This window comes from Xanthomonas sp. NCPPB 3569 (genome assembly GCF_041475645.2).
GTDB classification, from domain to species: domain Bacteria; phylum Pseudomonadota; class Gammaproteobacteria; order Xanthomonadales; family Xanthomonadaceae; genus Xanthomonas; species Xanthomonas phaseoli.
Genome location: NZ_CM192969.1, coordinates 3,156,424 through 3,182,353 on the forward strand (window position 1 = coordinate 3,156,424; position 25,930 = coordinate 3,182,353).

At 65.0% G+C, this 25,930-nt stretch carries 25 protein-coding genes, 1 tRNA gene and 2 pseudogenes; 2 read left to right on the forward strand and 26 right to left on the reverse strand.

All coding sequences use genetic code 11. The annotated features are described in order from the left end of the window. Positions 1-5: 5 nt before the first annotated feature. The 14 genes from nuoK to tpiA all read right to left on the reverse strand — a co-directional run bounded on the left by nuoK (position 6) and on the right by tpiA (position 11,141). Complete coding sequence (nuoK, locus tag ACCQ03_RS13760; protein WP_005914274.1) at positions 6-311, reverse strand: NADH-quinone oxidoreductase subunit NuoK; 306 nt, start codon at positions 309-311, stop codon at positions 6-8. After that, positions 308-970 (reverse strand): NADH-quinone oxidoreductase subunit J, encoded by a 663-nt coding sequence (locus ACCQ03_RS13765; protein WP_011051772.1) that lies wholly within the window; start codon positions 968-970, stop codon positions 308-310. The genes nuoK and ACCQ03_RS13765 overlap by 4 nt, the downstream gene beginning before the upstream one ends. Before the next feature lie 4 nt (positions 971-974). Further along, a complete protein-coding gene (gene nuoI, locus ACCQ03_RS13770) occupies positions 975-1,463 on the reverse strand; it encodes an NADH-quinone oxidoreductase subunit NuoI (protein ID WP_003485557.1) in 489 nt (162 codons plus the stop codon). 3 nt (positions 1,464-1,466) lie between these two features. Further along, entirely contained in the window at positions 1,467-2,558 is a 1,092-nt protein-coding gene (gene nuoH, locus ACCQ03_RS13775) for an NADH-quinone oxidoreductase subunit NuoH (RefSeq protein ID WP_057678325.1), read from the reverse strand. Next, on the reverse strand, positions 2,555-4,789 hold the full coding sequence (gene nuoG / locus ACCQ03_RS13780; RefSeq protein ID WP_209227513.1) for an NADH-quinone oxidoreductase subunit NuoG: 2,235 nt from the start codon (positions 4,787-4,789) through the stop codon (positions 2,555-2,557). The genes nuoH and nuoG overlap by 4 nt, the downstream gene beginning before the upstream one ends. After that, positions 4,786-6,120: an NADH-quinone oxidoreductase subunit NuoF gene (nuoF, locus tag ACCQ03_RS13785; protein WP_003485551.1), complete on the reverse strand. Its 1,335-nt coding sequence runs from the start codon at positions 6,118-6,120 to the stop codon at positions 4,786-4,788. The genes nuoG and nuoF overlap by 4 nt, the downstream gene beginning before the upstream one ends. Before the next feature lie 3 nt (positions 6,121-6,123). After that, on the reverse strand, positions 6,124-6,651 hold the full coding sequence (gene nuoE, locus ACCQ03_RS13790) for an NADH-quinone oxidoreductase subunit NuoE (protein WP_057678327.1): 528 nt from the start codon (positions 6,649-6,651) through the stop codon (positions 6,124-6,126). After that, positions 6,648-7,955 (reverse strand): NADH-quinone oxidoreductase subunit D, encoded by a 1,308-nt coding sequence (locus ACCQ03_RS13795; RefSeq protein ID WP_008570969.1) that lies wholly within the window; start codon positions 7,953-7,955, stop codon positions 6,648-6,650. Before ACCQ03_RS13795 ends, nuoE begins: the two co-directional genes overlap by 4 nt. Next, positions 7,952-8,704 (reverse strand): NADH-quinone oxidoreductase subunit C, encoded by a 753-nt coding sequence (locus tag ACCQ03_RS13800; RefSeq protein ID WP_003485543.1) that lies wholly within the window; start codon positions 8,702-8,704, stop codon positions 7,952-7,954. Before ACCQ03_RS13800 ends, ACCQ03_RS13795 begins: the two co-directional genes overlap by 4 nt. 36 nt (positions 8,705-8,740) lie before the next feature. Beyond that, a complete protein-coding gene (locus ACCQ03_RS13805) occupies positions 8,741-9,295 on the reverse strand; it encodes a NuoB/complex I 20 kDa subunit family protein (RefSeq protein WP_005914280.1) in 555 nt (184 codons plus the stop codon). Beyond that, positions 9,286-9,642, reverse strand: coding sequence for an NADH-quinone oxidoreductase subunit A (locus ACCQ03_RS13810; RefSeq protein ID WP_003485539.1), 357 nt, complete (start codon positions 9,640-9,642; stop codon positions 9,286-9,288). Before ACCQ03_RS13810 ends, ACCQ03_RS13805 begins: the two co-directional genes overlap by 10 nt. Before the next feature lie 102 nt (positions 9,643-9,744). Then, positions 9,745-9,829: transfer RNA gene (locus ACCQ03_RS13815), tRNA-Leu, on the reverse strand. A gap of 49 nt (positions 9,830-9,878) precedes the next feature. Continuing rightward, positions 9,879-10,352: a preprotein translocase subunit SecG gene (secG, locus tag ACCQ03_RS13820; protein WP_057678328.1), complete on the reverse strand. Its 474-nt coding sequence runs from the start codon at positions 10,350-10,352 to the stop codon at positions 9,879-9,881. A gap of 33 nt (positions 10,353-10,385) precedes the next feature. Continuing rightward, on the reverse strand, positions 10,386-11,141 hold the full coding sequence (gene tpiA / locus ACCQ03_RS13825) for a triose-phosphate isomerase (RefSeq protein WP_209227511.1): 756 nt from the start codon (positions 11,139-11,141) through the stop codon (positions 10,386-10,388). Positions 11,142-11,253: 112 nt separating this feature from the next. Between tpiA and ACCQ03_RS13830 the strand changes: the two are divergent. After that, positions 11,254-12,054: pseudogene (locus ACCQ03_RS13830) on the forward strand (SDR family NAD(P)-dependent oxidoreductase). Between the two features lie 190 nt (positions 12,055-12,244). Here the strand turns inward: ACCQ03_RS13830 and ACCQ03_RS13835 are convergent. The 10 genes from ACCQ03_RS13835 to trpB all read right to left on the reverse strand — a co-directional run bounded on the left by ACCQ03_RS13835 (position 12,245) and on the right by trpB (position 22,968). Continuing rightward, the gene (locus ACCQ03_RS13835; protein WP_017156088.1) at positions 12,245-12,673 is read right to left on the reverse strand and encodes a group I truncated hemoglobin; all 429 of its coding nucleotides are present in this window, start codon (positions 12,671-12,673) and stop codon (positions 12,245-12,247) included. Beyond that, a complete protein-coding gene (locus tag ACCQ03_RS13840) occupies positions 12,673-13,545 on the reverse strand; it encodes a DUF3034 family protein (protein ID WP_057678330.1) in 873 nt (290 codons plus the stop codon). The genes ACCQ03_RS13835 and ACCQ03_RS13840 overlap by 1 nt, the downstream gene beginning before the upstream one ends. Beyond that, entirely contained in the window at positions 13,542-15,908 is a 2,367-nt protein-coding gene (locus ACCQ03_RS13845) for a putative bifunctional diguanylate cyclase/phosphodiesterase (protein ID WP_057678331.1), read from the reverse strand. The genes ACCQ03_RS13840 and ACCQ03_RS13845 overlap by 4 nt, the downstream gene beginning before the upstream one ends. Then, entirely contained in the window at positions 15,905-16,588 is a 684-nt protein-coding gene (locus ACCQ03_RS13850; RefSeq protein WP_057678332.1) for a methylamine utilization protein, read from the reverse strand. Before ACCQ03_RS13850 ends, ACCQ03_RS13845 begins: the two co-directional genes overlap by 4 nt. 212 nt (positions 16,589-16,800) lie before the next feature. Continuing rightward, the gene (locus ACCQ03_RS13855) at positions 16,801-17,739 is read right to left on the reverse strand and encodes an isopenicillin N synthase family dioxygenase (RefSeq protein ID WP_057686979.1); all 939 of its coding nucleotides are present in this window, start codon (positions 17,737-17,739) and stop codon (positions 16,801-16,803) included. A 122-nt stretch (positions 17,740-17,861) separates the two neighbouring features. Continuing rightward, on the reverse strand, positions 17,862-19,211 hold the full coding sequence (gene glmM, locus ACCQ03_RS13860) for a phosphoglucosamine mutase (RefSeq protein WP_057677609.1): 1,350 nt from the start codon (positions 19,209-19,211) through the stop codon (positions 17,862-17,864). Next, entirely contained in the window at positions 19,208-20,095 is an 888-nt protein-coding gene (gene accD / locus ACCQ03_RS13865) for an acetyl-CoA carboxylase, carboxyltransferase subunit beta (protein ID WP_003485520.1), read from the reverse strand. The genes glmM and accD overlap by 4 nt, the downstream gene beginning before the upstream one ends. Positions 20,096-20,475: 380 nt before the next feature. Then, a complete protein-coding gene (gene trpA / locus ACCQ03_RS13870; protein ID WP_057677610.1) occupies positions 20,476-21,282 on the reverse strand; it encodes a tryptophan synthase subunit alpha in 807 nt (268 codons plus the stop codon). Between the two features lie 43 nt (positions 21,283-21,325). Further along, complete coding sequence (locus tag ACCQ03_RS13875; protein WP_209227509.1) at positions 21,326-21,706, reverse strand: hypothetical protein; 381 nt, start codon at positions 21,704-21,706, stop codon at positions 21,326-21,328. Positions 21,707-21,750: 44 nt separating this feature from the next. Then, positions 21,751-22,968 (reverse strand): tryptophan synthase subunit beta, encoded by a 1,218-nt coding sequence (gene trpB / locus ACCQ03_RS13880; RefSeq protein WP_005914297.1) that lies wholly within the window; start codon positions 22,966-22,968, stop codon positions 21,751-21,753. Positions 22,969-23,073: 105 nt separating this feature from the next. Here trpB and ACCQ03_RS13885 point away from each other — a divergent pair. Beyond that, positions 23,074-23,999 (forward strand): annotated as a pseudogene (locus tag ACCQ03_RS13885) (LysR family transcriptional regulator). Positions 24,000-24,396: 397 nt separating this feature from the next. Here ACCQ03_RS13885 and ACCQ03_RS13890 read toward each other — a convergent pair. Next, positions 24,397-25,065, reverse strand: coding sequence for a phosphoribosylanthranilate isomerase (locus ACCQ03_RS13890; protein ID WP_008570953.1), 669 nt, complete (start codon positions 25,063-25,065; stop codon positions 24,397-24,399). Next, entirely contained in the window at positions 25,062-25,835 is a 774-nt protein-coding gene (truA, locus tag ACCQ03_RS13895) for a tRNA pseudouridine(38-40) synthase TruA (protein ID WP_209227507.1), read from the reverse strand. Before truA ends, ACCQ03_RS13890 begins: the two co-directional genes overlap by 4 nt. Between the last annotated feature and the right edge of the window lie 95 nt (positions 25,836-25,930).

The window sequence follows — 25,930 nt, forward strand, 5'->3', positions numbered from 1 at the left end:
ACAGGTCAGCCCTTCAACGTATCGACTTCGGCCACATTGATCGTGCGGCGCGTGCGGAACAGAGTCACCAGGATCGCAAGGCCGATTGCAGCCTCCGCAGCGGCAACCGTCAAAATGAAGAACACGAACAACTGACCGGCGGTATCGCCGAGCTCGCGCGAGAACGCGATGAAGTTGACGTTGACCGACAGCAACATCAACTCGATCGACATCAGTAGCACGATGACGTTCTTGCGGTTGAGGAAGATGCCGGCCAGCGAGATGCAGAACAGCACCGCGCCCAGTCCAAGCAGGTGGCCCAAGGTAATCAAGACTTCGCCTCCTGTCCGTCGGCCGCGTCGATCTGCGGCGCAACCTGTACCGGCTTTTCAACCGCCATTTTGACCATGCGCAGACGGTCGCCCGCCTTCACCCGGGACTGCTCGCCGGCATTCTGCAACTTGATACCAGTGCGCTTGCGCAGGGTCAGCATCACTGCAGCCACCACCGCCACCGTCAGGATCACCGCAGCAAATTCGAACGGCAGCAGGAATTCTGTGTACAGGCTCTTGGCCAGCCAGGTCAGATTCGAGCTGTCAGCCGCTTGCGCAGCTGCGTTGTCTGCCGGGAACGGCGTGGCGCTGCGCGCCTTGACGCCGATCAACGTGACCATCTGCGCGAGCATGGCAACGGCCACGATGACGCCCAGCGGCATGTACTTGACCCAACCCTCGCGCAGGCGGCTGGTATCGATGTCCAGCATCATCACCACGAACAGGAACAGCACCATCACCGCGCCGACATAGACCAGCACCAGGGTCACGCCGAGGAATTCAGCCCCGACCAACAACCAGATGCATGCCATGGAGAAGAACGTGAGGATCAGGCACAACACGGCGTATACCGGGTTGCGCACGCTGATCACCGCACCGGCGGACACGACCGCGACGGCGGAGAAGGCGTAGAAAGCAATAGTGACCCAGTCCATCATGACCTCAACGGAAGGCGGCATCGGCAGCGCGACGCTCGGCGATCTCGGTCTCTAACCGGTCTCCGATCGCCAGCAACTGCGGCTTGTTGACAATGTTTTCGCCACGCTTCTCGAAGTGGTACTCGAGGATGTGCGTTTCGACGATCGAGTCCACCGGGCAGCTTTCTTCGCAGAAGCCGCAGAAGATGCACTTGAACAGATCGATGTCGTAGCGCGTGGTGCGGCGGGTGCCGTCCTCGCGCTTGGCCGAGTCGATGGTGATCGCCAGCGCCGGGCACACCGCCTCGCACAGTTTGCAGGCGATGCAACGCTCTTCGCCGTTGGGATAACGGCGCAGCGCATGCAGGCCACGAAAGCGCGGCGACTGCGGGAACTTCTCCATCGGATACAGCACGGTGTACTTGGGCTTGAACGTGTATTTCAACGTCAGCCACAAGCCGCCGAGCAGCTCGAGCAGCAGCAAGCTCTTGAAGTAATGGGTGATCTTGTTCATCAATTACACGCCCTTCTGGATCACGCCGTAAAACACCATCAACGCCGTCACTGCGATCCATACGATCGTGAGCGGAATGAAGACCTTCCAGCCCAGACGCATGATCTGGTCGTAGCGGTAACGCGGGAAGCTGGCGCGGAACCAGATGTAGGCGCTGGCGAAGAAGAACACCTTCATCAGCAGCCACGGCCAGCCGCCCTTCCACAACCAGTCGATCCACGGCGAAACATCCGCATTGACCCAACCCTGGATCGGGCTCAGCCAGCCACCGAGGAAGAAGATCGAGATCAGGAAGCTGACCAGGATCATGTTGGCGTATTCGGCCAGGAAGAACAGCGCGAACGCGCCGCCCGAGTATTCCACCATGTGACCGGCGACGATTTCCGATTCGCCTTCCACCACGTCGAACGGCGCGCGGTTGGTTTCGGCGACGCCGGAGACCCAGTAGACGATGAACAACGGGAACAGCGGAATCAGGAACCAGTCGAAGAAGCCGGAGTTGCCGGCCTGCGCGAACACGATCTGGCTCAGGTTGACGCTGCCGGAGGCAATCATCACACCGACCAGCGCAAAGCCCATCGCGATCTCGTAGCTGACCACCTGCGCAGCCGAACGCATCGCGCCCAGGAAGGCGTACTTCGAGTTCGACGCCCAGCCGGCCAGGATGATGCCGTACACGCCCAACGAGGTCATCGCCAGCAGATACAGCAGGCCGACGTTGGCATTGGACAACACCAGCTTCGCATCGAACGGCACCACCGACCATGCGGCGAAGGCCGGCGCCAGTGCCAGCAGCGGTGCGATGACGAACATCGCCTTGTGCGAGCTGGTTGGCTGCACGATCTCCTTGAACAGGAGTTTGAACACGTCGGCGAAGGCCTGGAAGATGCCCATCCCCACGTACATGGGCCCGTGGCGCACGTGCATCCAGCCGATCAGCTTGCGCTCCCAGACCACGTAGAAGGCCACCGCCACGATCACCGGCACGGCGATCAGCAGGATCTTCAAGACCGACCACAGCACCACGCCGCCATCGCCCAGCCCCAGGAACCACTGGTGCAAGGGGTCGACCAGGTTCAACAGCAATTCGTTCATGCGGCCACCACCGTTACACGACCGGCACCGAGCGGCGCGGTTGCGCCATGGCCGGATTCGATCCACACCGTGCCCGGTGCGACGCGCTTGTCCAGCACCACCGGCAACGTTGCCTTACCGGCATCGGTACCGACCTTGACCATCTGACCCGCCTGGACGTGCAACTGCGTCGCCTGCTCCGGATGCATCGCCACGCATGGCGCGATGTTGAGCGGATGCGACTGCAGTGCAGCAGCCCGACGCACCACTGCATCGGTGCGGTAGATCGCTGCCGTTGCAGCGACCTCCAGCCCATCGCTGGCGGGCGCTGGCTGTGCCGAGGTCGTCGGCGTCACGCTGCGGTTCTGCATGCCGGCGCGCAGGCCGACCAGATCGATGAATTCGAAACCGGGCAGACCCAGTTCACCGCCCAGTGCACGCAACACGCGCCAGCCATCGCGTGCTTCGACCGGCAGGCGGCCAGCAGCGCGTGCGGTCTGTACGCGACCATCGAGATTGGTCAGCGATGCATCGATTTCCGGCAACGCGCCGATCGGCAGGATCACATCGGCCACATCGCGCGTGGACGCACAGGCGAACTGACTGAAGGCCACCACCTTGGCGCCTGCCAGAGCGCTGCGTGCAGCGGCGGCGTCGGCAAAATCCAGGCCGGGCTCGACGCCATACAGCACGTACGCCTGACGCGGTTGGGCCAGCATGCCGGCGACATCGCGCGCGGTGGGCAGCACGCCCTGCGACACCAGACCGACGGCATTGGCACCCTGCGGGATGCGGCACAGCGACGCCCCGGTTGCGGCAGCAAAATCGCGTGCGGCAGCACGCAACGCGGCAGCCTGCGGATGATTTTCGGCCAACGCACCAACGACGACCACGGCGCGGCTTGCAGCCTTGACCGTATCGCGCAGCGTCGCATCGCTCAGTGCGCCCGCCAACTGCGACGGCGCCACCACGGTGCGGCTTGCCTGGGTGAAGGCGAAATCGAAGTCGACCGGGTTGACCGAATGAATCTGCGTACGATTCTGGATGTGCGCCTTGCGCAGACGTGCATGCAGCAACGGCAGCTCATGCCGCACATTGGTGCCGAACAACACCACCGCATCGGCCTGTTCGATCTCGGCCAGCGGCGTGGCGAAGGCTTCGGCCACCGCAGCGTCGGAGAAATCGCGATTGAGCAAACGGTGATCCAGATTGCCGCTACCCAGCCCTTCGGCCAGACGCGCGAGCAATGCGCCTTCTTCATTGGAGGTGGACGGATGCACGAGCACGCCAAGCGCATCGCCGGCGTTTTCGCGCAGGATCTGCGTAGCGGCGGCCAGACCTTCGGCCCAGCTCACTTCAGTCCACTGCCCGTTGACCTTCTTCAGCGGCTTGACCGCACGGTCTTCGGCATACAGGCCCTGATGCGAATAACGGTCGCGGTCGGACAGCCAGCATTCGTTGACCGCCTCGTTCTCACGCGGCACGGTGCGCAGCACTTCGCCGCGACGCACGTGCAGGAACAGGTTCGAGCCCATCGCATCGTGGTAACCCAGCGATTCGCGCGCCATCAGTTCCCACGGACGTGCACGGAACTGGAACACCTTGTTGGTCAGCGCGCCCACCGGGCAGACGTCGATGACGTTGCCGGAAATCTCGGTGGTCAGCGGCTTGCCATCGTAGGTGCCGATCTGCAGGTTCTCGCCGCGATACATGCCACCCAGCTCGTAGGTACCGGCGATGTCCGCGGTGAAACGCACGCAGCGCGTGCACTGGATGCAGCGGGTCATCTCGGTGGCGACCAGCGGGCCGATGTCCTCGTCGGGCACCACGCGCTTGCGCTCGTTGAAGCGGCTGACCGAACGGCCATAGCCGAGCGAGACGTCCTGCAATTCGCACTCGCCGCCCTGATCACAGATCGGGCAGTCCAGCGGGTGGTTGATCAGCAGGAATTCCATCACGCTGCGCTGGTACTTCAGCGCCTTCTCGCTGCGCGTGGTGACCTTCATGCCATCCATCACCGGCGTGGCGCAGGCCGGCGACGGCTTGGGCGACTTTTCGACATCGACCAGGCACATGCGGCAATTGGCCGCGATCGGCAGCTTCTCGTGGTAGCAGAAGCGCGGGATCGGAATGCCGGCCTTGTCGGCCGCCTGAATGATCATCGAGCCCTTCGGCACGACCAGACTCTGGCCGTCGATTTCGACGGTCACATGATCCGGCGGCACGTTCGGGTTCACTGGTTGGGCGCTCATGCAGCCACTCCGACTTGCGTATCGACGATCGAACGACCGTTGACGATGTAGTACTCGAACTCGTCCCAGAACTGGCGCAGGAAGCCTTGGATCGGCCATGCCGCCGCTTCGCCGAACGCACAGATGGTGTGGCCTTCGATCTGGCCGGCGACGGTGCGCAGCTGATGCAGGTCTTCCATCGTTGCCTTGCCGGCGACGATGCGCTCCAGCACGCGGTGCATCCAGCCGGTGCCCTCGCGGCACGGGGTGCACTGGCCGCAGGATTCCTTGTGGAAGAACTGCGAGATGCGGCAGGCGAAACGTACGCAGCAGACGCTGTCGTCCAGCACCACGATGGCACCCGAGCCCAGACCGGTGCCCAGCGCACGCAAGGTGTCGTAGTCCATCTGCAAGCCAGCGACCTGGTCGGCCTTCAGCACCGGCATCGACACACCGCCGGGCACCACGCCCTTGAGCTTGCGACCCGGGCGCAGACCGCCGGCCATTTCCAGCAGTTCGTCGAAGGTGGTGCCGAGCGGCACTTCGAAGTTGCCGCCCTTCTGCACGCAACCGGACACCGAGAAGATCTTCGGGCCGCCGTTCTTGGTCTTGCTCAAACCAAGGAACCACTCCGGGCCGTTGCGAATGATCGCCGGCACCGACGCATAGGTCTCGGTGTTGTTGATGGTGGTCGGCTTGCCGTACAGGCCGAAATTGGCCGGGAACGGCGGCTTGTAGCGCGGCTGGCCCTTCTTGCCTTCCAGCGATTCCATCAGCGCGGTTTCTTCGCCGCAGATGTAGGCACCGGCGCCCAGCGCACCGTAGATATCGATATCCACGCCGCTGCCGAGGATGTTCTTGCCCAGCCAGCCATTTGCGTAGGCGTCGGCCAGCGCCAGCTCGAAGTTCTCGAACGGCTCATGGTGGAACTCGCCACGCAGGTAGTTGTAGCCCACGGTCGAACCGGTGGCGTAGCAGGCGATCGCCATGCCCTCCACCACCGAATGCGGGTTATAGCGCAGGATGTCGCGGTCCTTGCAGGTGCCCGGCTCGGATTCGTCCGAGTTGCACAGGATGTACTTCTGCATCGTGCCCTTGGGCATGAACGACCACTTCAACCCGGTCGGAAAGCCTGCGCCACCACGGCCGCGCAGGTTCGACGCCTTGACCATCTCGATGACATCGGCCGGCGGGATCTTCTCTTCGAGGATCTTGCGCAGCGCGGCGTAGCCACCGGTTTTCAGATAGCTCTCATACGACCACGGAGTGTCGTAATGCAGGGTCGTGTAGACGACCTGATGCGGCTGCGGCGCCGGACCGACCGGGCCTGAGGGTGCGTGATGATGTGCCATGTCTTACTCCAGCCCGTCCAGCAGCGCGTCGACCTTTTCTTTCGTCAGGTGCTCGTGATAGTGGCCATTGATGACCATCATCGGCGCCGCGGAGCAGGCAGCCAGGCACTCTTCTTCGCGCTTGAGGTAGACGCGCCCATCGGCCGTCGACTGCCCCAGCTTGCAACCCAGTTTCTTTTCCGCGTGCGCCAACAGATCTTCGGCGCCATTGAGCCAGCAGCTGATATTGGTGCAGAACGCCACGTTATGACGGCCGACGCGTTCGGTCTCGAACATCGAGTAGAAGCTGGCGACCTCATAGGCCCACACCGGCGGCAGCTCCAGGTACTTGGCCACGCCCACGATCAATTCGTCGGTCAGCCAGCCCTGGTTCTGTTCCTGCGCGGCATGCAGACCCTGCAGCACCGCAGAACGCTTGCGGTCGGGCGGGAACTTGGTCAGCCAGTGATCGATGTGCGCGCGCGTCTTGTCGCTCAGCACCACCAGCGGATCGACGTCGCGCGCCGCTTCGAAATTACCCGTCGCCTTCATCGGTCAACCTCACCGAAAACCAAATCGTAAGTACCGATCATCGCCACGACGTCGGCCAGCAAATAGCCACGCACCACCGCGTCCATCGACGACAAATGCGCAAAACCCGGCGCGCGCAGATGCACGCGGAACGGCTTGTTGGCGCCGTCTGACATCAGGTAGCAACCGAACTCGCCCTTCGGCGCTTCGACCGCGCTGTAGGTTTCGCCAGCCGGCACGCAGTAGCCTTCACTGAACAGCTTGAAGTGATGGATCAGCGCTTCCATGTCGTCCTTCATGCCTTCGCGGCTGGGCGGAGCGACCTTGAAATTGGTGACCATGACCGGGCCGGGGTTGGCCTTCAGCCACTTCACGCACTGCTTGATGATGCGGTTGGATTCGCGCATCTCGGCCACGCGCACCAGGTAGCGGTCATAGCAGTCGCCGTTGGTACCGACCGGGATATCGAAATCCACTGCGTCGTACTTGGCATAGGGCTGCTTCTTGCGCAGATCCCACTCGATACCCGAACCACGCAGCATCGGGCCGGTCATGCCCCAGGCGCGCGCCAGATCCGGGCTGATGATGCCCACATCCACAGTGCGCTGCTTCCAGATACGGTTATCGGTCAGCAGGGTCTCGTATTCGTCCACGCGTGCCGGGAAGGTATTGGTGAACTCTTCCAGGAAGTCCAGCATGGTGCCTTCGCGCCCCGCATTGCGCTTCTTCAGCGCACCGCCCTTGTGCCAACGCGACTCCTTGTACTGCGGCATACGATCAGGCAGATCGCGGTAGACGCCGCCGGGACGGTAGTAGGCGGCATGCATGCGCGCGCCACTGACCGCCTCGTAAACGTCCATCAGTTCTTCGCGCTCGCGAAATGCATACAGCATCACCGCCATCGCACCCAGATCGAGCGCATTGGAACCGACCCACATCAGGTGGTTCTTGATGCGGGTGATCTCGTCGAACATGGTGCGGATGTACTGCGCACGCTCGGGCGCCTCGATTCCCATCAGGGATTCGATCGCGCGCACGTAGGCGTGCTCGTTGCACATCATCGAGACGTAATCCAGACGGTCCATGTACGGAACCGACTGGTTGAACGGCTTGGACTCGGCCAGCTTCTCGGTGCCACGGTGCAGCAGGCCGATATGCGGATCGGCACGCACCACGGTCTCGCCGTCCATTTCCAGGATCAGGCGCAACACGCCGTGCGCCGCAGGATGCTGCGGGCCGAAGTTCATCGTGTAATTGCGGATTTCCTGCTTGCTTTCGACAGGATTGCTCGCGAAGGCATCGGTTGCCTGGCGGAACTCACTCACTTGGCAGTCTCCGACTTGCCCACTTCACCAGCGGCAGTCTCATAACGGGCATCGTCGCGAATGACGCGCGGCACGCCGACGCGCGGCTCGACCGAGGTGACCGGCTCGTACACCACGCGCTTGCGCTCCTCGTCGTAACGCACTTCGACGTTGCCGATCAGCGGGAAGTCCTTGCGGAACGGGTGGCCGACGAATCCGTAGTCGGTCAGGATGCGGCGCAGGTCCGGGTGACCATCGAACACGATGCCGAACAGGTCGAACGCCTCGCGCTCGAACCAGTTCACGCCCGGCCAGATGTCGGTCACCGATGCCACCACCGGCACCTGCTCGTCCGGTGCATAGCAGCGCACGCGCAAACGCTGGTTGTGCTGGTAAGAGATCAGCTGCGCGACCACTGCAAAACGCTGCTTGGGCAGCTGCTGCGGCTGCGCGCCGGCGGAGCTTTCCTGGCTGGGGAATTCGCCCCAGGCGAAACGGCCGACGGCCTTGCCCTCGACGCCGCGGCTGAAGCCCTGCGACGACACGTCGGCGGTATCCCACTCGTCGCTGCCGTAACCCAGGTAATCGACGCCGCACAGGTCGCTGAGCTGTTCGAAGCCGAGCTCGTCACGCAGTGCAAGACAGGTGGCATGCCAGTCGGCGGCAGCGACTTCCAGCGTCACTTCGCCGCGCGGCAATGCCACGGCAATCTGCGCACCGGCGAAACGTGCCGCAAGTCGGTCAGTGAAGGAGGATGCTTGCTCTGCCATGTGGGCTTGGCTGCTCTCGGTAGAAGATGACGGGTGTCAGCGCGCGATCGTCTGGGTACGCCAGATCTTCTTCTGCAGCTGCAAGATGCCGTAGACCAGCGCCTCGGCGGTCGGCGGGCAGCCCGGGACGTAGATGTCCACCGGCACGATGCGGTCGCAACCGCGCACCACCGAATACGAATAATGATAGTAGCCGCCGCCGTTGGCGCAGCTGCCCATCGAGATGACCCACTTCGGATCTGGCATCTGGTCGTAGACCTTGCGCAGCGCCGGGGCCATCTTGTTGACCAGGGTTCCGGCCACGATCATCACGTCGGACTGGCGCGGCGAGGGACGGAACACCACGCCGTAGCGGTCCAGATCCAGGCGCGAGGCGCCTGCGTGCATCATCTCGACGGCGCAGCACGCCAGACCGAAGGTCATCGGCCACATCGAGCCGGTGCGCGCCCAGTTCAGCAGCGCATCGACGCTGGTGGTCACATAGCCCTTTTCGAGCAACGGGTTTTCGCCTTCCGGGCGCAGGATGTCTTCCACCCGGCCTTCCGGCATCGGGTTGGTCATCAGACTATCCAGGGTCTGAATCACTCCCATTCCAGCGCTCCCTTCTTCCACACGTAGATAAAGCCGAGGAACAACATGCCGACGAACAGGCCCATGGTGACCAGCGAACGTGCGCCGATCTCCATGAACACCTGCGTCCACGGCACGATGAAGATGATTTCCAGATCGAACACGATGAACTGGATCGCGATCAGGTAGTAGCGCACATCGAACTTCATGCGCGCGTCTTCGAAGGCTTCGAAGCCGCACTCGTAAGGCGAGAGCTTGCGCGGGTCCGGGCTACGCGGACCGAGGAATCGACCGACCAACATCAGCACGATGCCGATACCGGTGGCGACGATCAGAAACAGCAGACTCGGCAAATATTCGGCCAGCACAGCGATTCTCTCTTGCCTCTGCCCGCACGCGCCGCGTGCCGGCATGGGGTATAGGCAGACCCCGCGCGCGACAAGCGATGCGCAGGAACTGCAGCCAAACAATGGTGCCCAAGAGGGGACTCGAACCCCTACGACCTAAGTCGCTACCACCTCAAGGTAGTGCGTCTACCAATTCCGCCACCTGGGCATACGTTGCGCCGCTGGGCATCCCAGTGCGCAGCGTATTGTAACCGGCTTCAGCGTTTTTGTGCTGGTTCTGAAGCGTTTTCTTCGCTTGCTGCAGGCGCCGGCTGCGCCGGTGCGGACTGCGCAGGCGCCACCGCCGGGGCCGCGGCCGGAGCCGGCTGCGACGGAGCGGTCGGCACCGCACCTGCGGCCGGAGCCTGCGGCAACGGCTTGGTGAGCTCGCCCGCGGCGGCCGGAGCCGGGGTTGCCGACTGCGACATCACACCCAGGTTCTGATCCGTCGGACGTGCGCCGTGCGTGGCGTACCACGCCATGAACAGGCTGATGCTGAAGAACACCACCGCCAGCCACTTGGTCGACTTGGACAGGAAGTTCGACGCACCCTGCGAACCGAACACGGTGCCCGACGCGCCGGCGCCGAAGCCGGAACCGGCCGCGGCACCTGCGCCACGCTGCATCAGGATCAGCGCAATCATCGCCAGGGCGACCAGCACGTAGACCACATTGAGGATCAACATCAGCATTTCGAAATCCGTCCCCGGACAAAACTTAATGGGTTAAAACGCGGCCGCCGCGCGTGCGATGGCCAGGAAATCTTCGGCGACCAGTGATGCGCCGCCAACCAGCCCGCCATCGACGTCAGGCTGTGCGAACAGCTCGCCGGCGTTGTCGGGCTTGACACTGCCCCCGTACAGGATGGGCAACGAATCGGCGATTCTAGCATCCGCCTTCGCGACTTCGCCACGCAGGAAGGCGTGCACGGCCTGGGCCTGCTCCGGGGTCGCAGTGCGGCCGGTGCCAATGGCCCAGATCGGTTCGTAGGCCAGCACCGCGCCTGCAAAGCCGTCACTGCCGACCAGCGCCAGGACCGGGTCGAGCTGGGCACGCAGGATTGCCTCAGTCTGACCGGCTTCACGCTGTTCCAGCGATTCGCCCACGCACAGCACCGGAATCAGCCCGGCATGGATGGCGGCGGCAAACTTGCGCGCCACCAGCTCGCTACTCTCCTGGTGGTATTGGCGGCGCTCGGAGTGGCCGACCAGCCCGTAGCCGGCGCCGACGTCGACCAGCATCGAGGCCGAGACCTCGCCGGTATAGGCGCCCTTCTCGTTGCTGCTGACGTCCTGGGCTCCGAACGCCAGGTGATGGGCCTCGAAATCCTCGATCAGGTCGCCGAGGTAAGGCAGTGGCGGCAGGATGACGACTTCGACACCCTTCAGGGGCATGTGCGCGGCCACCTTGGCCACCAGTTCGGTGGCGAAGGCGCGGCTGCCATGCAGCTTCCAATTTCCGGCAACGATCTTTCGACGCATCAGGCGCAGGTTCCTGAGTTGAAGACAGGCGACAGAATAGCCCAAGGCCTGTCGGCAACCGGCACACTTCTGTCCGCCAGATGTCCTCCCCCTCCCCTTCCAGGAACCTGCCATGTCCGTTTCGCCTGTCTTCGCCGTGATCACCGGCGCATCCAGCGGCATTGGCCGCGAGATTGCGCGCGCATACGCCAGGCGCGGCATGCCGCTGATCCTGACCGCACGACGGGTGGATCGGTTGCAGGCATTGGCCGAGGAATTGCGAGGCACGGTTCGGGTGGAAGTGCTGCCGGCCGACCTGGCCGACCCTGCCGCGGCCGAGGCGCTGGCAGCGCAGATCCAGCGCAACGGCTGGACAGTGGGCACACTGGTCAATAACGCCGGTTACGGCGTGCCGGGCCGCTACCTGCATCACGACTGGGCCACGCATGCGCGCTTCCTGCAGGTGATGGTGGGCGCGGTGTGCGAGCTGACCTGGCGACTGCTGCCCATGATCCGTGCCAGCGGCCAGGGCCGCATTCTCAACGTGGCCTCGTTCGCGGCGCTGACGCCCAGCGCCGATGGGCAGACCCTGTACGCGGCCAGCAAGAGCTTCATGCTGCGCTTCAGCGAATCGCTGGCGCTGGAAAACGCCGATTGCGCGGTCAAGGTGTGTGCCCTGTGCCCGGGCTTTGCATGGTCCGAATTCCATGACGTGACCGGCACTCGCGAGGCGATGTCCACCCTGCCCGACTGGGCCTGACTGCAGGCCGACGCAGTGGCCGAGTATGGAATCGCCGCCCTGGAGCGCGGCCAGGTGCTGGCAGTGCCGGGCTGGCGCTACCGGCTGGTCAACGCAGCATTGCGGCTGTTGCCGCACGCGTTTGCGCTCCGCCTGATGGCGCGCGGTTCGCATCGGGTGCGGCCGCTGGAGTGACGCACCGGCAGGCGGCATGTGCAGAAGAGATCGCCTAGCTCGGCCGCGCGTCTGGCCCGGGCCACCGAAGGGCTTGCAACGCGTACGCAAGCGCAGGTATCGAGCGTCAATGATTTGGGCGCATGCGCATGCAGGTCCAAGCCAGCATCAGCTCACGCGCTGGCCGCCAGCGCTGAACCACCCGCTGTTGTCAGTGATTGACGATCTCGCCGTGCATCGCCGCCAGGCGCGCCAGCAGGCGGTTTTGCGTGCGGCGCGGAATCTTGCGCTGATCCATGGCCCAGTTCAGATCTTCGACCAAGGCATTGAAGTCGCCTTCGCGGATCGCCAGGTGCGCATGTGCCTGCTGCATCGACTTGGCGGTGTCAGGGCATGGGCCGTCGGCAACATGGCAGAACTTTTGCACCAGGCGCTCGTTGAGCATGACGATATTGACGCGTGCGAATTTGTCGACGATGCGTGGGTCGTCGGCGATGCGCGAGAGCATGGTTTCCACCAGCGCTTCGATGCCGGCCTGGCCGCCGAGTTCGTCGTACAGCGTCTGCCGCGCTTGCGTGCTGGCGCAGGCACTCGTCAGGCCCAGCATGCAGAGCAACGACCAGCGCAACCATCGGTTCATCAGAACGCCACCTGCAAGGAGAGATAAGGGCCTCGCTGATCGGCAAGCGTGGCGATATCGCCAAGATCGGCCCAGGCAGCGGTCAACGAGACATGCTTGCTGGGGAACCAGGCGACGAATGCATCTGCCCACGCTTGCTCGCGCGCGAAGCCGAGGTTATTGGGCTTGTCGCGATATTCCACGCCCACCGCCCAGGACGGCGACAGCACCACTGCAGCACTGACCTCCGGAACCAGGCGATAGCTGTTGCGGCGATCGCCGCCGAAGCCGAGCAAGCCGGCCTGGTTGGCGCGGGTAGCGCGCAAGGTGCCGTTGAGCAGTAGCTGATATCCGCCGGCGCCCTGCAGCAACAGGCGGCTCGCGCTGACGTAGATGTCGGTGCCGTGGTCGTCGCGCGCACCGATCGCCAACGGCAAGGTTCCGTTGCGCAGGCGCTTGTATTGCACGCCCAAGCTGACTTGCGGCGCGTGTCCGTACACAAGGTCGCCGGCCACGCGCCACTTGGCACCGACCACGTCCTGGCCAAGCGCATTCCACGGCAAGCCGAGCCGGTCCTGCAAGGCGCCCAGATCCAGACGCTGGCGGGCAAGCGAAAGCTCCAGCCGATTGCCAACCGTGAGCGCGGCGCCCTGCACGTCGAGACGGTAATCGCCGCTGTCGACGTGGGTTGCGAACGCGACGGTGCCAAGCTCGTCGCGCGTGCCGTACCCAGACAACGTGGCCCACGGCACGATGCCGCCGCCGCTACTGCCTTCGATCATCGATACGCCGCCGGTGGCGAGCAGGCGTCCGTCGCCGGCCAGGGCATGCAGCGGCGCAAACACGCCAGCTGCCGCAGCAGCAAGAAGCGCAACACGCAGATGGGCGCTCATCGCTGCACACCTGCATGCGCTGGCGTGGTCATGCCCAGTTGGCGCATGCACCAGGCCACCAGCGGCGCTGCTTCCAGCGGTGGCGAGTACAGATAGCCCTGCACCATGTCGCAGCCGTAGCCGCGCAGCAGCGCAAGCGCCGCGGCGTTTTCGACACCTTCGGCAATGACGCTCAGCCCCAGGTTGTGTCCCAGATCGATCGTGCTGCGGACGATGAAGGCATCGTCGGTGCCGTCGGCCAACTGCATGACGAAGCTCTTGTCGATCTTCAGTTCGTTCACCGGCATGCGCTTGAGTTGTGCCAACGAGGAATAGCCGGTGCCGAAGTCGTCGATGGACAGGCGTACACCGACACTGCGCAACTGATGCAGCATGTGCAGCGCAAATTCGACATCGCGCATCAGGGCACTTTCGGTCAATTCCAGCGTGACCGACTGCGCTGGCACGGCATGATGCTCCAGGCAGCCGCGGACGAAGTCCGGCAAGCCGGGATCGGACAGATCCAGTGCGGACAGATTGATGGCCATGCCCAGTTCCAGCCCCTGCTTGCGCCATTGCGCCTGGCAGCGCAGCGCTTCGTCCAGTACGAAGCGGGTGAGCGGATGGATCACGCCGGAGTGTTCGGCAAGCGGGATGAATTCGTCCGGACCGATCGGCCCGAGCACCGGATGATGCCAGCGCACCAGCACTTCGACCTGTTCGACACGATCGGTGCGCAGACAAATCTTGGGCTGGAAGCGCAAGGTGAGTTCATTGGCGCCGATGGCCTGACGCAGATCGCCGGTGAGGCGCAAACGCCGCAGATGCTGTTCGTCCTGGCCCATGCGGTAGACGCTGGCGCCGAAGGTGGCCGTCGTACCGACCTGCCGCCGTGCGATGTCGGCGCGGCGCAACAAGGTGTCCGGGTCGGCGCCGTGCTCGGGAATCAAGGCGATGCCGATGCTGGCTTCGAGCTGGATGCGCGCCTGCGGCAACACCAGCGGGCGGCGCAACTGCAGCAGCAGGCGCTGCGCATCCTGCTGCACGCTGGCCGCATCGGCTTGCGCCACCACCACCATGAATTCATCGCTGCCCAGCCGACCCACCAGGTTGGGCTCTTGCACCACATCGACGAGCCGGCGTCCGGCTTCCACCAACACCTGGTCGGCGAAATCGTGGCCCAGGCTGTCGTTGAGTTCCTTGAAGCGCTCCAGATCCAGGATCAGCACCGCGGCAGTGCCACCGGATGCCACAGTCTGATCCACCACGTCCTTCAAACGCTCCAGCAACCAGATCCGGTTCGGCAACCCGGTCAAGGCGTCATGGCGGGCCTGATGCAGGATGTGTTGTTCGCGGCTGGCGATCTGGTGCTGCATGCGCCCGAAACTGTCTGCCAGTTCGGCGAGTTCACGGCCCGGCGGCACCTGCACGGCGGTGCGGTAATCGCCGCGCTGAATGCGCCGTGCGGCCTGCACCAGTTGCGCAACGGGTTTGCTCACGCTGCGCGCAAGAAAAATCGCCACACCCAATGCAGCGACCGTGGCCAAGCCTGCCAGCAGCAGGATCCGCAGCTTGAGGATGCGGTACGGCGCGATGGCGCGATCCAGCGATGCCTGCAACGCCACCCGCACCTGGCTGTCGCCCTGGATCGATTGCAGCCTGACCAGATAGCGCGCCTGGTCCAGCGTCAGCGGGATCGATGCAGCCTGCACCTTCTCGACCAGGGGCAATTGCTGCGCAAACTGGGCGCGCGCCGAGGGCTCCAGGGTGGAGGCCAGCACGCGCACTGGCGGGCCATCAGTGAAGAAGGTCGCATCCAGCCCGGTGGTGGTGCGGAAATCCTGCGCCAGGCCATCGCCGGATTCGTTGCCGATCCCAATCCAGCCCACCCGGTTCGGCGCCAGCACCTGCACCACCGCCAACCGCACGATGTGTTGATTCAGCGCCACCACACCGACCGCGCGTCCATCGCGCTGCGCTTGTTGCAGCAATGCCTGCACCGCACGCAATTGTTCGGCCTGCGGGACGTCGGCCAGGCCGGTCAGGAATTGCCCATCGGGCGACAACAACAGCGCGGTTTGCGCCGACATGCGCGCGGCGTGGTTGCGCAGGGCCGATTGCATGGTCGGCACATCGCCGCTTGCAACGGCCGCACGAAACCCGAAATCGTCGGCCAGCACCGACGCCGACTGCAGCAGCTGTTCGTCGCGGCGCATGTTGATGCGTTGCCAGACCCGCTGCCCGATCTCCAGCTCTTCGCCAAGCTGGGCCTTGACGCTGCGCTCGGTCGCCACCTGCACGGCAAGGAAGGTCAGCGCCTGCGTGGCAAGCACGACCAGCACCAGCAAGGCCGCGATGCGGGTATGCAGGCGCATCGACCTCATGGGCGCGGCTTCTTCGAGTCGGCGTTACGGAACTTGTCCTGCAGCGCGCGCACGCGCGCATCCGGTGGCGCCACGGCCGGCGCGGTGCCGGTGGTCTGCAGGGTCACGCGGCGCTGCACCTGCTCGCGTGCGATCACCAACGGCTCGCTGGTGGCAGCGCCCTTGATGCGCGGGTGCCAGACCCGCAGCGTGTAAGTGCCGGCAGGCGCCTCCAGCTGGGCACGGCCATCGCTGCCGGTTTTGCCGAAATACGGCGTGTCCAGCACCACGATGTATCCCAGCATCCAATCGTGGATGTTGCAGCCTATGGTGACCAGACCCGCCTGATCGAAACGCACCGGCGTCGCGGTGGTGCCTTGAAACAGCGGCAGCTCGAAGCGCTTGGCCGGAGAGAACGAATACACCTGATGGCGAATCTGATCGTTGTTCGGAAAGCGCACCAGGGTGCCGGTGCGCACCGCCAGCACGGCAGGCACGAACTGCGAATTGACCTGATCCATCTCCGCAGTCTTGCTGGCGGCTGGCGGAGCAGGCCGCGCCGGCTCCAGGCTCACGACCGCATCGACCAGCACGCCGCCGGCATCGGCGACGGTCACACTGACCGCTGTCGCCGACACCGATCCCACGGCAGCACAGGCCACCAGCACCGACACGACACCCAGCCATTTGATCCATCGCATGCGCACGCCCCCAGCCTTGTGCAATCGGCAGCGGAGCGCCAGGCGAGTCCGACGTCGCGCTAGCGATTAGCCTCGGTTATCGGCCCGAGTGAACGCAAGCTTTAACCAGACGCGAGCGGGATTTTCTGAACAGAAGTGCGGCACCGGTCACCGGTGGGTGCTGCGAGCGCGGCTACCGGCGACGGGCGATGCGTGCCGGCGCTGGCGCCGGATCACTTCAGCTTGATCTCGCGCAGACGCTCTTCCAGGAAGCCATGCGCCGTGATCGGCTCCGGATAACGGCTGGGATTGTCGGCGCTGATGCACGAGGGCAACACGTCGATCAGGAAATCCGGATTGGGGTGCAGGAAGAACGGCACCGAATAGCGCGGCTGGCGCGCCTGCTCGCCCGGCGGATTGACCACACGGTGGATGGTGGACGGATACACGTGGTTGGTCAGGCGCTGCAGCATGTCACCGATGTTGACCACGATGGTGTCGGCGTCGGCAGTGAACGGCACCCACTCGCCATCGTGGGAACGCACTTCCAGGCCGGCGGCACTGGCGCCCACCAGCAAGGTGATGAAATTGATGTCGCCATGCGCACCGGCACGCACGTTGGGGATGTCGTCGCTGGTGATCGGCGGGTAATGGATCGGCCGCAGGATCGAATTGCCGTTGTTGGTCTTGTCGACGAAGTAGTCCTGCGGCAGGCCGATATGCAGCGCCAGCGCCGACAGCACGCGCGAACCCAGCTGATCGAGCTGCTGGTACAGCTGGTAGCCGCGCTCGCGGAAACCCGGCACTTCGCTGGGCCACAGGTTCGGCGGCATCACTGCGCGATACGGCGAATCGTCCGCGATCTCGCGGCCGATGTGCCAGAACTCCTTGAGGTCGAAGTGCTTGGAATCCTTGGCGGTTTCCACGCCGAACGCGGTGTAGCCGCGCGCGCCACCGCTGCCTTCCACGTGATAACGGCGCTTGGTCGCTTCCGGCAACGCGAAGAACGCCTTGAACACGTCGTAGGCGGCATCGATGTCGGCCTGGGCGATACCGTGATTGCGGATGCCGGCAAAGCCCCACTGCCGGTAAGCCGCTCCGAGCTCGGCGACGAAGGCGTCGCGGTCGGTGTCGAAACGGGTGATGTCCAGCGTGGGGATGCGCGCGCTCATACGGATGTCTGCAGTCAAGGTCGAAAGGTCGAGAGAAACCTGCTGGTCAGATCAGCAGGCGATACAACAGGTAAAACGTCGCGGCCTTGGCGATGACCACGCAGACGCCAATGACGATCGACTCACGCCGCGTCACGCACTGCACCCGAGAGCCGGTCGAGCGTGTCCTGCATCAGGCCGGCGTCGTCGGCTTCGACGGTCACCCGCACCACCGGCTCGGTGCCCGACGGACGCAGGAACGCGCGGCCACGGCCTTGCACGGCGGCCTGCGCCTGCTGCAATGCCTGGCGCACGTTGGCCGCTTCCACAATGGCCTTGGCGGTACCGCCATCCAGGCGCACGTTGACGGTCTTCTGCGGCACCTTGCTCAGGCTGCCCAGCGCCTCGCGCAGGCTCTGCCCGTCGCGACCCAGCGCCTCGAGCACCTGCAGCGCACTGACGATGCCATCGCCGGTGCTGGCACGGTCCAGGCACAACAGGTGACCGGACGTTTCGCCGCCCAAGGTGCCGCCGCCTTCGACCAGGGCCTGATGCACGTAGCGGTCGCCGACCTTGGCGCGCTGGAACGGGATGTTCAGTGCAGCCAATGCCTGTTCCAGACCGTAATTGGTCATCAAGGTGCCGACCACGGTACCCGCCAGCCGGCCGCTGGCCTGCCACGAGCGCGCGAGCACGTACAGCAGATCGTCGCCATCGACCGGGTTGCCCTGGTCGTCGGCCATCAGCACGCGGTCGCCGTCGCCGTCGAAGGCGATGCCCAGGTGCGCACCGCACTCGCGCACCTTGGCAGCGAGATTCTCGATATGGGTCGAGCCCACACCGGCGTTGATGTTGAGCCCGTCCGGCGCAGCGCCGATGACCACCACGTCGGCGCCCAGCTCGCGGAACAGCATGGGTGCGATGTGGTAGGTGGCGCCGTGCGCGCAATCCAGCACCATCTTCAGCCCGTGCAGGGTGAAACCGCGCGCCACGCTGGCCTTGCAGAATTCGATATAGCGGCCGATGGCATCACGCGTGCGGATGGCCTTGCCCAATCGCTCCGAGTCCACCGTGTGGAACGGCTCGTCCAACGCCGCTTCGATCGCCGCTTCGGTGGCGTCATCGAGCTTCTCGCCTTCGGCGGAGAAGAACTTGATGCCGTTGTCGTAATGCGGATTGTGCGAGGCGCTGATCACCACCCCGGCGTCGGCGCGTAGCGTGCTGGTCAGAAAGGCGATGGCCGGGGTCGGCATCGGTCCGATCAGCTGCACGTCGGCCCCGGCGGCAACCAGGCCGGCTTCCAGCGCCGCTTCGAACATGTAGCCGGAAATGCGGGTGTCCTTGCCGATCAGCACCAACGGCCGCTTGCTGCGGCCCCGGGTCAGCACACGGCCAAGCGCATTGCCCAGGCGCAGCACGAAATCGGCCGAGATCACGCCCTGCCCGACCCGGCCGCGGATGCCGTCGGTGCCGAAATACTTGCGTGCGCTCATGCGGCGTCGGCGTCTTGCGGATGCGGCTGCCGCATCATCATCGCGGTGAGCTCGGCGATGCGGTCGCGCATCTGGCGGCGGTCGCAGATCTGGTCGATGGCGCCGTGATCCAGCAGGAACTCCGAGCGCTGGAAACCTTCCGGCAGCGTTTCGCGCACGGTCTGTTCGATCACGCGCGGGCCGGCAAAGCCGATCAGCGCATGCGGCTCGGCGATGTTGATATCGCCAAGCATCGCGAACGAGGCCGACACGCCGCCGGTGGTGGGATGGGTCAGCACCGAGATATACGGCAGGCCGGCTTCGCGCAGGCGGCCGAGCGCGGCCGAGGTCTTGGCCATCTGCATCAGCGAGAACAGGCCTTCCTGCATGCGCGCGCCGCCACTGGCGGAAAAGCACACGAACGGGCAGCCGACTTCCAGCGCCACTTCGGCCGCGCGCGCAAAGCGCTCGCCGACCACCGACCCCATCGAGCCGCCCATAAAGGCGAAATCGAACGCAGCGGCGACCAGCGGATTGCCCTTGAGCGTGCCGCGCATGGCGATCAGCGCGTCGTATTCGCCGCTGGCCTTCTGGCTGGCCTTGATGCGTTCGCCGTAGCGCTTCTGGTCCTTGAACTTGAGCGCGTCGACCGGCCCGAGCTGCGCGGCGATTTCAGTGGTCGCGGTGTCCGGGTCGAACAGCGAATTCAGGCGCGCGCGGGCGCGGATCGCCATGTGGTGATCGCACTTCGGGCACACCTCGAGGTTCTCTTCGAGTTCCGGGCCGTACAGCGCGCTCCCGCAATTGCTGCACTTTTCCCACAGGCCCTCGGGGACGCTGCGCTTCTTGGCCGGTGTGTTTTCGGTGCGGATGCCGGAGGGCATCAATTTGCTGAGCCAGCTCATGCGTGTATGACAATCCATGCAGGGCGGCCTGGCGGGCCGCAGAGGGGCGACAGTCTAACGCAGCGCCCCAGGCTGGTGCAGCGCGCCGGACATGGCGGGTTGCCGCTGTGGCGGAGCGTTGTGGTGCAAGCTGTCGGGCGATATGCAGCAGGTTGGCATGCTGCGGGGCACCGTGTGTTCAATGGCTGTCAACGCCTTCGCCCAGCCCGGCGCTGCTTCGCCCGTCCCCTCACCTCCCCCCTCCCGCAGGAGCGGGGCTTTGATTCCTTCTCCGATCGGGACATTGTCCTCGCAGATGGGAGAGACGGTACCCCGCAGGGGTGGATGAGGGTGCGGGCGAAGCCCCGTGCATCCACGCGAGAAGGTCCTGAGGTCTGGCGTTAGCGGTGATCCAGCGCCTGCCGAAGTGGGGCAAGGAACGCTTCGGCGCGCTCACGGGCGCTGCGGACCTCGCCTGCTTCCGCCAACGCGGCGACCAGGGCGCTGCCCACCACCACGCCATCGGCATCCACGGCCATGGCAGCGGCACTGGCCGCATCCTTGATGCCGAAGCCGGCCACCACCGGCGCGCCGGCCCGCTGGCGCAGCTGGCGCAGGCGGTCGCTGGCGGCGTGGGTGTCGAGCAGATTGGAGGCGCCGGTGACGCCGGCAAAGCTGACGTAGTACAGATAGCCCTGCGCGGTGCTGCACAGCATGTCCAGGCGCTGCTCGCTGGTGGTGGGCGAAGCCAGTGCGATCAGCGCCAAGCCGACCTCGGTGAAGATGGTGCGCGTTTCGCCGGCTTCTTCCGGCGGCAGGTCGACCAGCAGCACACCATCCACGCCCGCGGCGACCGCGGCTTCGGCGAAGCGTCGCGTGCCATGGATCTCGATCGGGTTGAGGTAGCCCATCAGCACCACCGGCGTGGTGGCATCTTCGCGGCGAAACTCGTGCACCGCTTCCAGTACATACGCCAGGCCGGCGCCACGTGCCAGCGCGCGCTCGGAGCTGCGCTGGATGGTGGGGCCGTCGGCCATCGGGTCGGAGAACGGCACACCCAGCTCGATCACATCGGCACCGGCGCGCACCAGCGCGTGCATCACCGGCACGGTGGCTTCCAGCGATGGGTCGCCGGCGGTGATGAAAGGGATCAGTGCCTTGCGCCCATTGGCACGCAGCTCGGCGAAGCGGGAATCGATACGACGCATGAAATCACTCGAACAAGGGAGGAAAGCCAGCCGCCATGGAACCTCAGGTGGCAAAGAAATACCGCATCAGCGCAAAGCACAGCGCAAACAGGTAGCCGTAGGAAAATCGATCGATGCGCAGCACCGGGTCGCCGCGCCGCGCACGCCACGCACCAAGCGCGGCCATCAGCCCACCGGCGACTAGCGGTACGATCACTAGCGCTGCCAGTCGCGCGCCGTGGGTTGCGGTGAGGTGCTGCGGCAGCAGCCAGAGACTGACACCGCCAAGCAACGCACCCGCGATTGCGTAGCCGACCGCTGCCAGCCCCTGCGAGGGCCTGCGCTCGAACGACTCGGCGACAGCGTGCAGGCCAAGTTCGATCAGCAGCTCGGTCAAGGCCTGCAGCAGCACCTCGGCCACCAACTGGAGCATTCCTTCGAGCATCGCCGCGTCCCTGCATCCGGAGAGAGCGTTAGCCGCAGCCACGCTTAAAGCGCGATTCCCTCGCGCGCCGCGATGGTATGCACATCCTTATCGCCACGCCCGGAGAGATTGCACAACACCAGCGCATCCCTGGGCAGCTCGCGCGCCAGCTTGATCGACTGCGCCACCGCATGGCTGGACTCCAGCGCGGCCAGAATGCCTTCGGTATGCGCCAGCAGATGGAAGGCCGCCATCGCCTCGTCGTCGGTGATGCCCTGGTACACCGCGCGACCGCTGTCGGACAGAAACGAATGCTCCGGGCCCACGCCGGGGTAATCCAGGCCAGCGGAAATCGAATGCGTCTCGGTGATCTGGCCGTCGTCGTCGCAGATCACGTAGGTGCGGTTGCCGTGCAGCACGCCCGGGCGACCTGCGGCGATGGAGGCGGCATGCCGGCCGGTGGCGATGCCGTCGCCGGCCGCTTCGGCGCCATAGATCTTGACGCCCGGATCGTTGAGGAAGGCATGGAACAGACCGATCGCATTGCTGCCGCCACCCACGCAGGCACTGATCGCATCCGGCAGCCGGCCATAGTCCTGCAGCATCTGTTCGCGCGCCTCGCGGCCGACGATGGCGTTGAAGTCGCGCACCATGCGCGGGTACGGGTCCGGGCCGGCCACGGTGCCGATGATGTAGAAGGTGTCGCGCACGTTGGTCACCCAGTCGCGCATGGCTTCGTTGAGCGCGTCCTTGAGCGTGGCCGAGCCGGAGGTCACCGGGATCACCGTGGCGCCGAGCAGCTTCATGCGGTAGACGTTGATCTTCTGCCGCTCGATATCGGTGGCGCCCATATAGACCACGCATTCCAGGCCCAGGCGTGCGGCCACGGTGGCACTGGCAACGCCGTGCTGGCCAGCTCCGGTCTCGGCAATGATGCGGGTCTTGCCCATGCGGCTGGCCAGCAAGGCCTGGCCGATGGTGTTGTTGATCTTGTGCGCGCCGGTGTGGTTCAGGTCTTCGCGCTTGAGCAGGATCTGCGCCCCACCCACTTCACGGCTGAGCCGTTCGGCATGGTAGATCGGGCTGGGACGGCCGACGTAGTGCTTGAGGTCCTTGTCGTATTCGGCAATGAAACTCGGGTCCTGCCGCGCCTGATCGTAGGCAGCGGACAGTTCCTGCAGCGGGCCGATCAAGGTTTCGGCGACGAAACGGCCACCGAACTTGCCGAAGTGGCCGGCAGCATCCGGATAGGCGTAAAAGTCACTGATGGGCTGGGCCGACATGGAAATCCTCTGCAGCAATGCGTCATACGAGAAGCGTCACTCTAGCGCAGCCGCGGCACGGGATAAATCGATGAGATTGCCGCAACCTGTGAGCTGGAATCACACATGAGCACCTTGCTTCCTCCGCTGGCAGCGCTGCGTGCGTTCGACGCTGCCGCGCGCCTGCAGAGCGTCAGCCGTGCTGCCCAGGAACTGCACGTCACCCATGGCGCCATCAGCCGGCACGTGCGCTCCCTGGAACAGGCATTGGGCACCGCGCTGTTTGCGCGCCAGGGCCGCGGCCTGGTGCTGACCGCGGCGGGCGTTCGGCTACGCGATGCCACTGGCGAAGGCTTTGGCCTGATTAGTCAGGCCTGGGCGGCATTGCAACGCCCGGCCACCGAAGCGCCGCTGGTGCTCGGGTGTTCGGGCAGCCTGCTGGCGCGCTGGGTGATTCCGCGCCTAGGACTGCTGCAGCAAGAGCTACCGGATGTGCGCCTGCATCTGTCGGCCAGCGAACAACCGCCCGGCCCGGACCTGGACGGCCTGGATGCTGCCCTGCTGCTGGACACCCCGCCCTGGCCGAGCGAGTGGCAGGTCCGCACCCTGGGCGTGGAGTGGATCGGGCCGGTGTTGAGCCCCCAGCTCGCATCCACCCTGCAGATCGAGGGGAGCGGCCCGGCCGCGCTCGGCGATCACGCGCTGCTGCACACCCGCTCGCGCCCGCAGGCCTGGCCGGAATGGGCCCAGGCGCACGGGCTGGCACCTGAGGGGTTGCACTTCGGCACCGAATTCGAACACCTGGTGTATCTGCTGGAAGCCGCTGCCGCTGGCCTTGAATCGCGATTGCGCCGCAGCCCTTGGTCGCCGCGGACCTGGCAGCCGGGCGCCTGCTGGCGCCATGGGGCTTCACCGCCACGCCCGGCCGCTGGGTGCTGTGCGCCGCCAAGCGCAACCCGGATCCACGCATCGAACGGCTGGCGGGTTGGCTAGGCAAAGCGCTGGCGGAAGATCAGCACATGTCTCTGGCCATGGGTGCAACGAACGCCTGAGCGGCTATCGCAGATGTTCGTTGCAACACTGCATCGCCCGCCCACGCCTCGCGACGAGCGTGTGTACCGTCAGGAGCTATACCTGCCGAGCGGAAGGCCACGCATCGGCACAACTAGCCAGAAGACACAAAGACGTCAGTCGCGGCTCAGCCTGAAGGAACGCCATCTAGCGCGCGAACGCTCGTTAAACCGCCTTAAATGGCGAAACCGCGACTGTATCCAGCGAGATGAACGCAACGTGCGGGAAGGTCGCTGAGGGCTGATTAATGATTGCTGATCGTTATTCGGAATTCGGAAAGCATGCTACGCGCACGCACACTGATAGCTATCCAAACGACCCAGCCGCGTCACGCGCCTGCTGTTACGAATCCCCAATCCCGAATCCCAAATCCCACCCTCACGACATGTCGTGACAATCCGCCCGCCGCACTTCCTCGACGAACTTGCGCATCTTGTGGCCGTCCTTGATGCCCGGCGCCAGCTCCACGCCACTGGAAACGTCCACCCCCCAGGGCAAGGTGGCCACGATGGCGTCGAACACGTTGTCGGCGTTGATGCCGCCGGCCAACAGGAACGGACGATGCAAGCCGGTGGGCAGGCGCGACCAGTCGAAGGTCTTGCCGGTGCCGCCGCCCGCGCCGGGCGCATGGCTGTCGAACAGGAAACCAGCGGTATTGGGATAGGACAACTGCAGCGTACGCGCGTTGGCATCTTCGCCATTCACGCCGCTGCTGCCCATCGGCACCGCCTTGAGATACGGCAGGTTGAAGCTGCGGCAGAACGCGTCGTCTTCCTCGCCATGGAACTGCAACAAGGTCGGGCGCACGGTGCGCACCACTTCGCGCACCTCTTCCTTGGAATTGTTGCGGAACAACGCCACCACATCGACCATCGGCGCAGTCGCCTGGCGCATCGCGCGCGCCTCTGCCGGCGCAACGCGCCGGGGGCTGCCATGCGCAAAGATGAAACCTACCGCGTCCACACCCAGCTCGCCGGCCAGCCGGATATCGCCGGCGCGGGTCATGCCACAAAACTTGATACGGGTGCGGTACAGCGATCGATTCATTGGGTCACCTCAGCAGGCAGATGCCACTCTGCAGGATACAGAGGTCCGATAAACACCAGACCCTGTGGCGGCGCTGTCGGGCCGGCCACAGTGCGGTCGCGTCCGGCGAGCAACGTCGCGATCCAGTCGGCCGGCTGCTCGCCGGTACCGACCAAAATCAGCGAGCCCACAATATTCCGCACCATGTGATGAAGGAATGCATTGGCCTGGACCTGCACCTCCACCACCTCGCCGATACGCTGCACGTGGATGGCTTGCAGGTGACGGCGTGCGTGCAAGGCCTGGCATTGCACGCTGCGGAACGCGCTGAAATCGTTCTCGCCCAATAACGCCTGTGCTGCCGCATGCATGGCATCGGCATCGAGCGGGCGACGCTCCCAGCTCAGGGTCTGCCGATACAGCGCCGGGCGAATCTGCCGATTGAGCAGGCGATAGCGGTAACGACGCGCGCACGCGGAAAAGCGCGCATGGAAGTCATCGGCTGCCGGCACGCACCAGCGCACGGCGATCGACGGCGGCAGGCGCGCAGTGGTGCCCAGCATCCAGCCACGCGGCTCGCGGCGTGCGTCGCTGTCGAAATGCACCACCTGGCATTCGCCATGCACGCCGGCGTCGGTGCGCCCGGCGCAGACCACCTGCACCGGCGCATCGGCGACCGACGACAAGGCTGCCTGCAGGCTGGCCTGCACGCTCGGCCCGCCATGCTCGCCCAACTGCTGCCAGCCCTGGAACTCGCTGCCGTCGTATTCCACGCCCAGCGCGTAACGCATCGGTATCTGCCCTATGAGTGAATCGAAGAAATCCGCGCGCCGGTCATGCCACCGCCAGCGCAGGCGATTGCCAGCCCAGCCCCGCCGCCGCAAAG